At 40.5% G+C, this 13,896-nt stretch carries 16 protein-coding genes; 7 read left to right on the plus strand and 9 right to left on the minus strand.

Translation table 11 applies throughout. The annotated features are described in order from the left end of the window. Nucleotides 1-151: 151 nt before the first annotated feature. The 4 genes from OO007_RS17595 to OO007_RS17610 form a co-directional block, all read right to left on the minus strand. Nucleotides 152-928: an MBL fold metallo-hydrolase gene (locus OO007_RS17595; RefSeq protein WP_325809790.1), complete on the minus strand. Its 777-nt coding sequence runs from the start codon at nt 926-928 to the stop codon at nt 152-154. Nucleotides 929-984: 56 nt separating this feature from the next. Next, nucleotides 985-1,653 carry a hypothetical protein gene (locus OO007_RS17600; RefSeq protein ID WP_325809791.1) on the minus strand — a complete coding sequence of 223 codons (669 nt, stop codon included), beginning with the start codon at nt 1,651-1,653 and terminating at the stop codon, nt 985-987. 80 nt (nt 1,654-1,733) lie between these two features. Further along, entirely contained in the window at nt 1,734-2,612 is an 879-nt protein-coding gene (gene dapA / locus OO007_RS17605; protein WP_131903827.1) for a 4-hydroxy-tetrahydrodipicolinate synthase, read from the minus strand. Between the two features lie 211 nt (nt 2,613-2,823). Then, a complete protein-coding gene (locus OO007_RS17610) occupies nt 2,824-3,393 on the minus strand; it encodes a DNA-3-methyladenine glycosylase I (RefSeq protein WP_325809792.1) in 570 nt (189 codons plus the stop codon). A 177-nt stretch (nt 3,394-3,570) separates the two neighbouring features. On the opposite strand from OO007_RS17610, the gene OO007_RS17615 reads away from it, so the two are divergent. From OO007_RS17615 to OO007_RS17625, 3 genes are all read left to right on the plus strand, one after another. Then, a complete protein-coding gene (locus OO007_RS17615) occupies nt 3,571-4,617 on the plus strand; it encodes a 3-deoxy-7-phosphoheptulonate synthase (protein WP_131903831.1) in 1,047 nt (348 codons plus the stop codon). An 85-nt stretch (nt 4,618-4,702) separates the two neighbouring features. Beyond that, entirely contained in the window at nt 4,703-5,305 is a 603-nt protein-coding gene (locus tag OO007_RS17620) for a histidine phosphatase family protein (RefSeq protein ID WP_325809793.1), read from the plus strand. Between the two features lie 24 nt (nt 5,306-5,329). After that, a complete protein-coding gene (locus OO007_RS17625) occupies nt 5,330-6,211 on the plus strand; it encodes a TIGR01459 family HAD-type hydrolase (protein ID WP_325809794.1) in 882 nt (293 codons plus the stop codon). A 72-nt stretch (nt 6,212-6,283) separates the two neighbouring features. On the opposite strand, the gene phnE (OO007_RS17630) is transcribed toward OO007_RS17625, so the two are convergent. From phnE (OO007_RS17630) to phnD, 4 genes are all read right to left on the minus strand, one after another. After that, nucleotides 6,284-7,099, minus strand: a complete 816-nt coding sequence (gene phnE / locus OO007_RS17630) for a phosphonate ABC transporter, permease protein PhnE (protein WP_325809795.1) — start codon at nt 7,097-7,099, stop codon at nt 6,284-6,286. A 15-nt stretch (nt 7,100-7,114) separates the two neighbouring features. After that, nucleotides 7,115-7,918 (minus strand): phosphonate ABC transporter, permease protein PhnE, encoded by an 804-nt coding sequence (gene phnE, locus OO007_RS17635; RefSeq protein WP_325809796.1) that lies wholly within the window; start codon nt 7,916-7,918, stop codon nt 7,115-7,117. Continuing rightward, nucleotides 7,915-8,778 carry a phosphonate ABC transporter ATP-binding protein gene (gene phnC, locus OO007_RS17640; protein WP_325809797.1) on the minus strand — a complete coding sequence of 288 codons (864 nt, stop codon included), beginning with the start codon at nt 8,776-8,778 and terminating at the stop codon, nt 7,915-7,917. The genes phnE (OO007_RS17635) and phnC overlap by 4 nt, the downstream gene beginning before the upstream one ends. Nucleotides 8,779-8,871: 93 nt before the next feature. Beyond that, nucleotides 8,872-9,873: a phosphate/phosphite/phosphonate ABC transporter substrate-binding protein gene (gene phnD / locus OO007_RS17645; protein WP_325809798.1), complete on the minus strand. Its 1,002-nt coding sequence runs from the start codon at nt 9,871-9,873 to the stop codon at nt 8,872-8,874. 285 nt (nt 9,874-10,158) lie between these two features. Here phnD and bcp point away from each other — a divergent pair, with 285 nt between their 5' ends. The 4 genes from bcp to OO007_RS17665 all read left to right on the plus strand — a co-directional run bounded on the left by bcp (nt 10,159) and on the right by OO007_RS17665 (nt 12,546). Next, a complete protein-coding gene (gene bcp / locus OO007_RS17650; RefSeq protein WP_325809799.1) occupies nt 10,159-10,644 on the plus strand; it encodes a thioredoxin-dependent thiol peroxidase in 486 nt (161 codons plus the stop codon). Further along, entirely contained in the window at nt 10,641-11,027 is a 387-nt protein-coding gene (locus OO007_RS17655) for an OsmC family protein (RefSeq protein ID WP_325809800.1), read from the plus strand. The genes bcp and OO007_RS17655 overlap by 4 nt, the downstream gene beginning before the upstream one ends. Nucleotides 11,028-11,226: 199 nt before the next feature. Then, on the plus strand, nt 11,227-11,742 hold the full coding sequence (locus OO007_RS17660) for a glycine cleavage system protein R (protein WP_131903840.1): 516 nt from the start codon (nt 11,227-11,229) through the stop codon (nt 11,740-11,742). 171 nt (nt 11,743-11,913) lie between these two features. Then, nucleotides 11,914-12,546, plus strand: a complete 633-nt coding sequence (locus OO007_RS17665) for a hypothetical protein (protein ID WP_131903841.1) — start codon at nt 11,914-11,916, stop codon at nt 12,544-12,546. 184 nt (nt 12,547-12,730) lie between these two features. On the opposite strand, the gene OO007_RS17670 is transcribed toward OO007_RS17665, so the two are convergent. Next, the gene (locus OO007_RS17670) at nt 12,731-13,771 is read right to left on the minus strand and encodes a porin (protein WP_325809801.1); all 1,041 of its coding nucleotides are present in this window, start codon (nt 13,769-13,771) and stop codon (nt 12,731-12,733) included. Nucleotides 13,772-13,896 lie beyond the last annotated feature (125 nt).

Raw genomic sequence — 13,896 nt, forward strand, 5'->3', positions numbered from 1 at the left:
CTTAACAATTCAAACAAAATTCCCAACAAATTAAAACACTTTACAGCGACCTAATCTGTCAGAGCGGCGCATTATAGGCACATCCATTTTTGAGTCAATAACTAATTCACTATTAATTCAAATTAAATGAATACAAAGGTAATTTTGATTTTTAACCAAGCTCGCGCCAGGCAAAACCATCTACCTGCGAAGCCAATGAAACCGCCCCTGCTTCGCAATTCAAACCATCGCAAAGCGCTTCGATTGCATAGTCCTCTGTATTATTCTTTTCGCTCACATGCATACCAATAATATGCTTGAGCTTATCTACTTTGAGACTCTGCAATAACTGGACTGACTGTTTATTATCAAGATGCCCTCTATTACCCGAAACCCTTTGTTTTAATTTTTGCGGATAAGCACCATTGTGCAACATATAACTATCGTAATTGCATTCGAGTAATAAACCATCGACATTATCTAGTTGCTCAATGACATGTGGCGTAATACTACCAAGGTCAGTGGCGATACCTAATTTAGAAACACCGTCAGAGAAAACAAACTGACAAGGCTCCCTCGCATCATGCGGCACAGGAAATGGATGAAGAAAGATATCGTCGATCTCGAAGTCTTCATGCGAATTAATGAAATGAGTTTCGGGGAAATCAGTGTCTTTGGAATTATCCCAGGTACCATGAGTCAACCAAACAGGGATTTTATATTTGCGAGCCAATCTTCCGACGCCAATTATGTGATCGGAATGCTCATGTGTAATAACAATGGCAGTGATGGATTCTGCGGTACGATCCAGTTTCGCCAACCTGCTTTCTACTTCTTTCGTGGAGAAACCACAATCAAGCAGAATTCGAGTATCCGACTCTTTTACACCAGACTCAATGAGAGTTGCATTACCCTTACTACCACTTCCGAGCGATGCAAAACGAATCATTCTATTTTAATTAAACCTGGTGATTAGAGTCTGGATATCAAAGAGGAAGATTCCTCTTATTTATTAAATTCTTTATTCAGTAGCGATATTATTTGAGCGTGCTGCGCGGTAGTTAAAACGATGCCTTCAGTTTTAGCTATACGCACCAGCGGAACACCCTGAGCATTAATAACAGATACTCGATAATTACCCCCCTTCACCAAAGCCGGGTCATTACCTTGATAACGGACATTCAGTTCACCGGTTGCCAGCATTTTATTAACTACTTGAAACTGCATTCTTTCGAGAATAATCTCTGTTAATAACAAAGCTCTTTCATACTTGTCATTAATCTGAAGATAAGTATCGTTGCCTTGCTTCTTGATGGTAGAAAAACTTGCAGAACGCGGCTTTGCTACTGCAGCAGTTGTTTGCGCTGGAACAGTTGAAGTATTGGTATAGGTTGGCGTAGTGGTTAAACTATTTAATGAGGAAGCGGTTACCGTTCCCGTTGGCAAGTCAAACGCTCTATCAAATTCAGGAGCAGTCAAATCAGGTGGAAATTCCAAATCCTTAACCGACTTATTATTTTCATGACGCGCTACTGCTTTCTTACCTGTAACTAGACTAGTAACTTTATCAGCGGCACTATTAATAGTACTGCAAGCGGTTATGCCAGAAATAACAAATAACAATAACGCAAATTTAATAACGTTGTTAATTATGCCAAAGTGTAATTTACTCATTGATTCCTCATTATAAAACTATTCTGTCAGACACGCTCTTGTCGAACAACACGCTTAACAAATACTGTTTAAACTAAAAATTAAATTTCTATACCAGCTGCGGCAGCTGCTGCCGTAACTTCTGGGTAAAACTCTTCAGAAAGTGGCACAAGCGGTAAACGCATCGTATTACTTCCATAGCCCATTTTATGCATTAACCACTTTACTGGAATTGGATTAGCTTCTACAAAAAGCTTGGTATGAAGTGGAATTAACTTATTGTTAATCTCTTCTGCCGCTTTACGATCACCTGCCAACGCTGCTTTACACATTTGATGCATTAATGCAGGCGCCACATTAGCCGTAACTGAAATATCACCTTTACCACCGGCAAGAATCAGTTCCATGGCAGTGCCATCATCACCACTGATTACATCGATTCTATCGCCACAACGTTTGATGATTTCTTTAGCACGATCCAGATCACCCGTTGCTTCTTTAATAGCAACAATATTTGAAATATCAGATAAACGCTCTACCGTCTCTGGCAGCATATCGACAGAAGTACGACCAGGTACATTGTATAGCAACTGAGGAATCGCAACTTTTTCTGCGATAAGTTTATGATGCTGAAACAAACCTTCTTGAGGAGGTTTATTGTAATAAGGAGTAACCAGTAAAACCGCATCCGCGCCATCTTCTTTAGCGGCTTTGGTTAACTCAAGTGCTTCAACGGTACTATTAGAACCAGTACCAGCGATAACCGGAATTTTACCCGCAACCAAGGCAATGATCATTTTCACAGCCGCACGGTGCTCTTCATGTGAGAACGTTGCAGATTCTGCTGTTGTACCCATTGCCACAATAGCATCCGTTCCTGCATCTAGATGAAAACCGACCAAGGCTTCTAATGCAGACTTATCTAAATCACCTGTTGCTGTCATCGGCGTAGCCAGAGCAACCATACTTCCCTGAAACATCTTAAATACTCTTCTCGTTAATTGAATGTAAAGTCATTGACTGACCTCAAAAAAAGTCGAACCAAAATAGCTGAACAAAAAAACCACATTCAAAATAGTGTTCTGTTTATCGCATGCAGTCTAATGCGCCATTAATCGAAACACAAGCGCAAAGCTCACTTGAAATTCTCAAGCTAGGCTTATATCTGATCGCATAAACCTCATCACAAACTTAACTATTTTTGTTATAGCAAAAACAATCGGTAACGTGATCATTCACCATGCCCGATGCCTGCATATAGGCATAGCAAATTGTGGTGCCGATAAACTTAAACCCCCTCTTCTTTAAATCTTTACTCATCGCATCAGATAACGCTGTGCTAGATGGCACTTCGCTCATATCCTTCCATTGATTGACCAATGGTTTGCCATCTACAAATTGCCAGATATAGGCGTCAAAGCTACCAAACTCTTTTTGTACTTCCATAACGCGGTTTGCATTATTGACAGTGGCATTGACTTTAAGCTTGTTTCTTACGATTCCCGGGTTATCTAAAAGTTCAGCGATTTTTGCCTCATCATATTTAGACACCGTTTCAATATGGAAGTTATCAAATGCAGTTTTATAGTTCTCGCGCTTATTTAAAATTGTGACCCAACTCAAACCGGCTTGCGCACTTTCCAGATTTAAAAATTCAAAGAGTAATTGATCATCGTGAACAGGTACTCCCCATTCATTATCATGATAATCTTTTTCTAATTGGCTACCTTGAGCCCAACCGCAGCGGTTTTTATCGTTCAAGAGCAGATTCCTCAATTTTTGAATACATTGCGTTTATTTTAGGCCACCCCCCCACCTTTCAGGCACTTTTTTATGCAATTAATTAGGTTTTAAATACGAGATAACTGCTTTTATCTATATCTATGTTAAATTACGCTCAAAATTCGACTCAACACACATACAGATAAGATAATAGTTATGCCTACAAATACAGAAAACCTTAATATTGAATCCACCGAGATCCTACTAACGCCTGCTGAAATTAAAGAGCAAATTCCTCTTTCTGCAGAACTGCAAGACTCCATCACCCAACACCGTAAAACTCTTGAGAACATTCTCGATGGTAAAGACGATCGTTTATTTGTCGTGGTTGGTCCGTGCTCTATTCATGACCCTAAAGCTGCCATTGATTATGCGAATAGACTTAAAAAACTCGCAGATGAAGTATCGGATAGTATCTTTCTTGTAATGCGTGTGTATTTTGAAAAACCTCGTACAACCACAGGCTGGAAAGGCTTGATCAACGATCCTCATTTAGATGGAACCTTTGATATCAAAACCGGGCTAATCCAAGCGCGTGAATTAATGATTGAATTAGCTGAAATTGGTTTACCCATTGCTACCGAAGCTTTAGACCCCATAAGCCCTCAATACCTCGCTGATTTGATTAGCTGGAGTGCTATCGGCGCACGCACCACCGAATCTCAGACACACAGAGAAATGGCCAGCGGATTATCATGCCCAGTCGGCTTCAAAAATGGCACCGATGGCAGCTTAAAGGTTGCGACAGATGCATTGCAGGCCGTTACCAGTCCGCATAGTTTTCTAGGCATTAATCGTCAAGGCCAAGTTGCGATTGTTCGCACTAAAGGAAATTCTTATGGGCACATCGTATTGCGTGGTGGCGGCGGCAAGCCTAACTATGATTTAGAGGTAATTAAAGACTGCGAAGAAAAATTAGCAGCGTTAAATCTACCTAAGAACTTAGTGATTGATTGTAGCCATGAAAACTCTAATAAAGACCCAGCCAATCAAGCGACGGTTTTTAATTACTGTATTGATCAACGACTCAACGGTCATTCATCAATAGTCGGCATGATGATTGAGAGCAACATCAACTGGGGTAATCAGAAAATGCAGGAAGATCTTTCTCAATTAGAATACGGTGTTTCAATTACAGATGCCTGTATCGATTGGGATACCACTGAAACATTAATTCGTAATGCCGCTAAAGCATTTAAATAAAACGATCAAGAAATAGCACTTTGATAAAAAAGTGCCTATAAGTAGGGGGGTGTCTTTACTCCCCTACTCTTAAATACAATATCGAATGAATCACCTAACTACTTTAAATACACTCAATAATCAGTACTTTGCTTTGCGCCACGGCGAAAGTGTCGCAAACCAGAAAGATCTGATTGTAAGCTCGCCTGAAAATGGCATTAAGGATTACGGTCTGAGCGAAACAGGTCAAAAACAAATTCGAGACAGTATTGAAGCATTCAACACACTCAACAATAAAACCAGAATTATCAGTTCAGATTTTTTACGTACAGCTGAGTCCGCACAGATTGCACGTCAATTACTTCAAGCTGAACGCGAAATTCAATTTTCCCCATTATTGAGAGAACGTTTTTTCGGTGATCATGAATTAAAAGACAATAGCTTCTACCAGAACGTCTGGGACATGGATTTGCAAGATTCAGCGCATAATAACAACAATGTAGAAAGTACTGATGCGGTATTAGAAAGAACCACCTCATTTATCGCTACCTTAGAAACAAACTTCAAAGATGAAGTGTTTTTACTGGTTTCTCACGGCGATGCTTTGCAGATATTACAAACTGCTTTTAGTAAAGTTCCGGCATCCACTCACCGATCACTGACTCATTTACAAACCGCTGAGATAAGAGAACTGGTTTTGCAAAACTAAACCGGTACATTACCACCTACCCTCATGACTCAAAAGATCAACAATCTGCAAACACTTTCGAAACACTATGATGTGTTTTTGATTGATGCCTGGGGAGTTTTGCATGATGGTGGTATGGCCTTCACTGATGCTGTTAATTGCCTTAAATCACTTAAAAAAAATGGCAAAAACGTAGTTATTCTCTCTAATGCTGCCAGAAGAACGAATACGTTTAATCAGGAGCTTCTAAAGTCTGGCATCGACAACAGTTGTTATGATTTCAGTTTAAGTTCTGGCGAATTAGTTTGGCAAAATTTAAAACGGCCAAAAGACACTGGGCTAACCAACAGTTATGAAATCTCAGGCAATCGTTGCTTTTACCTTGGGCCATCCAGAAGCATGGGATTGTTAGATGACCTTGACCTGGAGTTAGTCAGTGATATAAATAACGCAGATTTTATTTTAAATACAGGCGTTGAAGGCAACCAAACTGACGCAAGTTCACACAAGTCTCTATTACTCAAGGCAGCCCAAAAACAACTAGCGATGATTTGCGCAAACCCCGACCTTGTGGCAATCCGCAAAGGTGTGCTTGGCATATCCGCAGGTGCTATCGCCAAATTCTACGAAAAACTCGGCGGTATTGTTCATTACACGGGCAAACCCTATTCTCAGATTTACGATGTATGTTTCGACAAATTAGATGGAACACCCAAAAGCAGAATACTCATGATCGGCGATGGTTTACAAACCGATGTTAAAGGTGCGAATGATTTTGGTATCGATTCTCTGTTTATAAAAGAAGGCATCTATTCCCATCAAATAGAACAACAAAAGCACGAAAGTAGCGAAGACAATATTTTAAAAACGCTATTTACCCATGAAGGCGCACAACCCACCTACTACATGAACCATTTAAGTTATTAGAAAATACTAACTAAAAAAGTGCCTGAAAGGTGGGGGGTGCCTTAAAGCTTTTTTGCCTTAAAGCAAATACCATCAAATAATCGCTAAACGTACTTTTGATGAAACCCACTCACTAATTAAAACCGCAATCAATATCATTATTAGAATTACCGTAACTTGTGGCCACGCCAATATATTTAAGGATGATTGAAGGTATAAACCGATACCGCCCGCGCCAACTAAACCAAGAATGGTAGATTCACGAATATTGATATCCCAACGAAACACACTTAAACCCGCAAACGCAGGCATGATTTGTGGCACGATACCATAAGCAATCACTTGCAGCTTACTCGCACCCGTTGCCTGAATCGCCTCTACCTGAGTGGTGTCAATCTCTTCAATTGCCTCATAAAGCAGCTTCGCAACAAAGCCAATGGAGCGAATCGCAATCGCTAAGGTACCTGCAAAAATTCCCGGACCGATAATAGACACCAATAACAGCGCCCAAACCAATGAGTTAATCGAACGTGTTGAGACGATAATTAACAGCGCAAATGGACGTAAAAACTTCCTACTCGGCGTAGTGTTGTTTGCCGCCAGAAATGCCACTGGCACCCCCATGATAATGGCCAGAAGCGTACCTAATGTTGCGATATTTATCGTATCCCACATTGGCTTCCATAATTCAGAGAGATACTCCCAGCGTGGTGGCCAGGCTCTACCACCAATATCGGCAGCAATTCTTGGCGCATCAAACACGAAAAACCAGGTTGTCGCATCGGAAATAATTTTCCAGCAGAACATAAATATCGCGACACCCACAAACCACATCGCCCAGATTTTTAATTGCTTAGCACGGTCTCGGCGTTGCCAGACTTTTAATTCGCCTTTGGTAATTACTGGCATTTTTTATTCCCCATGCTACTGCACCTTTGCTCGAATAAAGCTTGAGACATATTCAAGCACTAACACTATCGCAATAATCATAATGATAATTGCTGCAGCGGTATCAAACTCATAGCGATCAAACGCCGTATTGAGCGTTGCCCCTACGCCACCCGCGCCCACCAGACCTAAAATAGACGAACTCCTGAAATTGATATCAACACGATAAATAGATAAACCGATCAGGCGCGGCATCACCTGTGGTTGTATCGCGTAATTAATCCATTGCCACCAACCAGAACCGGTTGACTTAACGGCTTCTGCCTGTGGTTTGCTGATATTTTCAATATCTTCAGCGAGTAGTTTTGCGATAAAGCCAATGGTTGAAAATGCCAAGGTGATAAAACCAGCCAGTGGACCAAAACCAAAAATAGCCACCATCAAAATCGCCACAATAATTTCGTGCAACGCTCTGGCAACCGCAATTATGCCACGACAGAAAAGATACACTGGTTTCGGCGCAAGATTACTCGCCGCCCCGAGCGCAATAGGTATCGCTAATATAATTCCCACAACCGTTGAGGTCACTGTAATGACAATGCTTTCCCAAATGCCTGCGGATATATCTTTCCAGCGCGTGACAAAATCGGGGTTACTGAATGCTTTGATGAATTCCCAGCCGCGATCTAAACCTTCGTATACACGTGCCCAGTTAACCTCGTAGGAAAAAAAGGCCGCAATAAAATATACGATGACGAATAACAGCAAACCATAACGTAACTTCGTATCTTTGATTAATGGAGGACGTTTCCATGTTTTTGAGGGTGAAGCCGTGCTCATGGAGCACTCACTGCTTCGGTGATAACTTTAGCGACTTTATCCGTATTCTTTGCCGAATCAATACCACCTTCATCTATGTCATCATCAACGTCATCGCTAACTTCGTCAATGGTTGCTTCCCAATCTTCTTCGCCATAGATTTGAGTCAACACATCTGGCGTTAAACCCTCAGGCGGGCCATCGAATACGATTTCACCCAGCTGCAAGCCAACAATTCTTTCAACATACATTTGCGCCAAGGCAACATCGTGAATATTAACGATGGTGGAAAGGTTTCTCTCTTTACATAATTCAGCGATGAGTCGCATGATTTGACGGGACGTTTTCGGATCAAGTGACGCTGTAGGCTCGTCGATCAATAAAACCTCAGGATCCTGAATCAAAGCTCGGGCTATGCCGACGCGTTGCTTTTGACCGCCAGATAATTCATCGGCACGTTTATCCACCATGTGATCTAGCCCTACCCGCTCCAGTAAACGAAAGGCTTCATCAATATCAGATTGAGGATATTTACGCAGAAAACTTTTCCAGAATCCCACATAACCCAATCGACCCGAGAGTACGTTTTCCATAATAGTAAGCCGATCGACCAGCGCATATTCCTGAAAGATCATACCCATTTTACGGCGCTCTTTACGCAAGCCACCTGCAGAAAGCGTTGTTACATCCACGCCGTTTAGAATCACTTTGCCCGTAGTAGGCTCAACCAGGCGATTCACACAACGAATCAAGGTACTTTTTCCTGCGCCTGAAGGACCAATCAAACCCACAATTTGGCCATCAGGTATTTCTAAATTAACGCCTTTAAGCGCATCATCACCGGTCTTATAACTCTTTCCTAGATTTTGTAGCTGGAGCATTTACGTTCCTTTATTTCACTGTAAATTTTCATCACATAAACAAAAGAGCTTCTTTAAGATAAAAGAAGCTCTTCGATAAAAAAACAAGATTGTTTATTTACACGCGTAAGAAACTTCGTTGGCAGAATCGATGGTACGAATAACTGACCAATGCTCTTTGTAAGTGATTGGAATGAATTTGGCTTCGCCATTTTTAGAAAACTCAACTTTCAGTGAGCTAGGTGTGCCATCAGCATTATCCCAAGGGAATGTTTCAAACGTTTTGACGATATTTGCTGCCAATTCAGGCTTGAGATTGTAAGCATAACCATAACTGGTCGTTGGGAACGTTTGTGATTTGTAAATTGTCTTGAGTTGATCTTCCTTAACCACGTCTCTTTTCAACATACGTTTTTTAACAGAGTTCGCAATAGACGCTGCTGGGTAGTCTTTATTCGCAACACCCAATATTGAATTATCATGCTTACCTGAATAAGCAGGAGTAAAGTCACGATCCGCAATCATATTAAATTCTTTTTTAAGTAACGCCGATGGAGCTTTGAAACCAGAGTTTGACGTAGGAGAAGTAAACGCCAGCGTTTTGCCTTTGATATCTTCAACCTTTTCGATGCCACTACCCGGATGGGTGATTATTTCCATCTCATAACCGAAACTACCATCAGCCCCAGCCATGATTGTGAATGGGTGATAACCAGAACAGTTAACCGCAAGAGGATTTGAGCCTGTATTAAAACCAGCTATATGTAATCGACCTGAACGCATCGCTTCTATTTGAGCTGCATTTGATTGCACAGGGAAGAACACAACTTTTTTGCCAGTGGTTTTTTCCATATAAGCAAGAAAGTCAGCCCATGCTTCTTTGTATACAGCAGGATCTTCTACTGGAGTGTAGGCAAAAATTAATGTATCTGGGTCAAGCCATTTGGATGAGTCTGTTGGAGCATCTGCCACCAAATCACCATCTCTATCGCAAAAACGTTCATCTAAATCACCATGTGGGCAGTCTTCTGCCATTGCTGAAGAAGCCATAAAAATAGAAGCGGCGAGTGTTGTAAACAAAGCGGACGAAGTTTTAGAAAACAAAGATTTCTTCATAATAATAATTCCATGAATGAGTGAGTATTTTGAATAAGGAGGAGTTAGCGGGATCGAATTCCTTAAACACTTGTTAATTTATAGAACAAAAATATGACAAGTGCATGAATTAGCGTATTAATTTTTTTATTCAAGCATTTAAAGAGTCTTAGGAGACATAAAAACGGAAATTAACGCTAAGGGAATTATGCATTTTATTTAAAGCATGGTTAAAATACTCTTTTATAGTTTCACTTATAAATCATTTCTAAGTAACTTCTAAAACTTATTCAAACAGGAATTATCATGACTGAAAAAACATCGTCGTTAGTCGTCGGGGAAACAGTCCCAGACTTTGAAGCACCAGCCACTTCGGATCTACACTTCAAGTTATCGGATTACAAAGGTAAATCGAATCTGGTTATTTATTTCTACCCTAAAGACAGCACTCCTGGCTGTACCACTGAAGGTCAGGATTTCCGTGATTTATATGACACGTTTAAATCACATGACACTGAAATTTTTGGTGTTTCTAAAGACAGCATGAAACGCCACGACAATTTTAAAGCGAAGCAAGCATTTCCTTTTGAATTAATCTCTGACATCGATACTGACGTATGTGAGCACTTTGGTGTTTGGCAACTAAAGAAGACTTTTGGCAAAGAATATATGGGTATTGTGCGAAGCACTTTCCTGATCGATAAAGAAGGTGTGCTAAGACAACACTGGGATAAAGTAAAAGTAAAAGGACACGCAGATGAAGTACTCGCTGCCGTTAAAGAACTTGCATGATTATTCAGGTTTTAGGGCAAACGGAGCTTAGATTATCGCGCTTTGATGAAGATGGACTGGATATTCAGTTAGAAAATAAAGTCCCTCGATATAGTGCTTTAGCGATGTTTGTTACAGCATTAGGGCGCTGTACTTTTGCCGTATTAGATCATTATGCTTTACGCATGGATGTTCCTATTGAAAACATTGTCACTCATTTAGAATGGGATTATCACAGCGATCCTACACGCTTTAAAACCATCTCCATGAAAATATACTGGCCGGAACTCCCTGAAAAAAGAGTTGCATCCGTTGAGCGCGCTTCACATAAATGCGCCATCTCGAATACAATTAAAGATTGCGTTGATATCAATGTATCTGTCCTCAATAAAAGTGATGCGTAATTGATCATTTTTCGCTGTGTTATAGATGCTTTGACACCCCCCTACTTACAGGCCTTTTTTATTCAACGCCTGTAAGTAGGAGCATCTGCATCTAATTATATTTACTATCTATGCGTTATATCAGGCAAAACCAAAAACTTTGTGATAACGTCCGATTAAAAATAACCACTACGTTTCACATTTATTGCAAGGAGAAAACATGCAGGTTTCACTAATCATAACCATCCTCGGACCAGACAAACCTGGCTTGGTAACAGCGCTTTCCGAAACCATTAATAAATTCGGCGCTAGCTGGACTGAGAGCCGTATGGCTCATCTTGCGGGCAAATTCGCTGGTCTGCTTCAGATTTCTCTACCAACTGAAAATCTTGAACCATTGACTCAAGCTATCAATGCACTTGAAACAGATACCTTCAAAATTCATATTGAACAGGCCAATAGTGACGTAAACAAACCTGAAAAAATTCTTAAACTTGAATTATTAGGCCAGGATCGTCCTGGAATAATTCATGACATTACACAGCAACTAGCGAAGCTGGAAGTCAATATAGAAGAACTGGAAAGTCACATCAGAGAAGCCAGTATGTCAGGAGAAATCTTATTCTGTGCTGAGTTAACGTTAGGACTACCGGCTAATATTTCCACGAATGAGGTTCAGGATATCCTGGAAGAAATGTCCGATCAGTTTATGATCGACATAAACTTCAATGCCTAATCACTCGGGTCAATATCACAACCAGCAGTGACATGAGCAGGACACGAACAAGACAAGAGCGAAACAAGAGTAGGACAAGAGTAAAAAGACAGAATGGAACTTTATCGTTTATACTCCTGACTAATTCGAAACAGTTTAAGTTGTAAGATTAAAAACATATATGGAGCACCTATGAAACCTTTGTTTCACACAAAGTTAAGCACTAAAACCACAGCAGCATTGCTAGCCGTTTTCTCATTATTCTTTAGCACCGAACTACTAGCCAGTGGTTGTAGCAAAGCTGATATTGAATTCTATTTACAAAAAGGTTTTACACACGAGCAAGTCACTAAATTATGCTCAATTCCTACTGCAGCACCTGCTGCTGCACCTTATCAAGGACAACCACAACAAGGTTCTCCTGAATCTGTTGATCAGGCTTACTTAGCTGCAGCGCTAGATGCTAACAACGTAACCATTAACCAAAACCGGTTAAGTTACACAAGCAAAGAGTGCGTAGAATACGGACCACCTAATAATACCGACCTAATTGAAGAAGCGTGTGCAAATACAACCGTTACCGTTAATTTTGCTGGCTTAAAAATCAGAAAGATCTCTAATGGTTTTTTCCTTATCAAAGACGCTCAATTCCTGGTTGAAGGCGACTTAAAAAGAGAGTTTCTGAATCTAAACAAAGTAAGACGACAAGATAAATCTGAAGTTGTGCGTCTTCTACCAACTAACCCTAAGCGCGTTAATATTCCTATTCGAAGAGGCATTGACCCAGAAGAAGTCGCACAAAGAATTCGAAAATATATACGCTAATAGAATAGTCACTATTTCTTGAACAATAAAAAAGCACTCTATTGAGTGCTTTTTTATTGTTCTTTTTATTGTGCTTTAATATATTCCCAAATATGTTACTTAATATTTTTGTTATGGTTTTTAATCTTGTATTTCAAAATACTCTGATTCTGGACTAAGCCTAAGCACACTTAAAATAAAGAACTTAGAACTTATAACGTACTCCTAAAGAAACGCCATCTGCATCCCCTGAAGTCGTTGAATAAACACCGGCACCATGATCTGCACCACCCAAACGATAACCTTCTGTTACGCGTGCAAACTGTGCATATACATCAGTTTTCTTGGCTATACGATAGTCATAACCAATCGCTATTAAGTCTGGATCATTGCTAGTACCACTTACATCACGTGAGTAGTACTGACCTTTAATTTTTCCTTTGCCGATTCGATAAGACGCACCCACACCAAATACAGTAGCATCGGCAATTCCCGTCTCTTCGGTTTCATTGTTTTCATTCTGATAAAAACCAACAACTGTCAAAGGGCCTTTCTGATATCTTGTCATTAATCGAATCGCATTGGGCTCGGCATTAACATTGTCCAGATCTTGCCTTTCGTAGGCGGCACCTACTCTGAAATCACCTATTTTATAAATTCCATTAGCGCTAAATGCTGAACTATCAGCGGCATCACCAATATCACTGGAGTACGCAACCGTGCCTTGAAATCCATCAAGTCTAGGCGTTTGATAAACGACAATTCTATCTGCACGAAGGTCCCATTGTGACGGGTTTGTCAGATTACGATTTTGCCCCAATTGTGAATGCCAAAATAAATCTGCTTTAGCGCCCAGTGTTTTAAAAGGCGTATCGTATCGACCTACGATAACTGCGCCGAATTTACCCGCTAGCCCTATGACCTGATTTCTATTTTCTATCAAATCCTTGTTACTATTCACCAGACCTTCAGCGGTTGATTCGACGCCACGGTCACTTTGAAAACCTACTTCAAAATTGTAAATGAAATTGAGATTCTTGTTTACATTCTGTAAACCTTTTACCCCCAGTACGCTGCTATTTAAGGATAAGGTATCTGCATTGGAAACTGCCGAAGAATCTGCATCAAGCTTATCAAAAGAAGCATGCAATTCACCGTATATTTTTGTCGCACCCATTACCGGAGTACTAGCTATAACCGGAGCACAAACCGACGCCGCGATTGTTATCGCGTGTAGTTTTCTCATTCGATTCTCCCTCGATCTCTCACATCTGTTATGTCGTTTTATGCCTTATTACTGGCCGTTTTCTGTTACCACACTAAACGGTGTGTTTCTTTTTTTGCGCTATTTTAGCCTATGCTTATTGATTA

The organism is Cocleimonas sp. KMM 6892, from assembly GCF_035798195.1.
Taxonomy (GTDB): Bacteria; Pseudomonadota; Gammaproteobacteria; order Thiotrichales; family Thiotrichaceae; genus Cocleimonas; species Cocleimonas flava.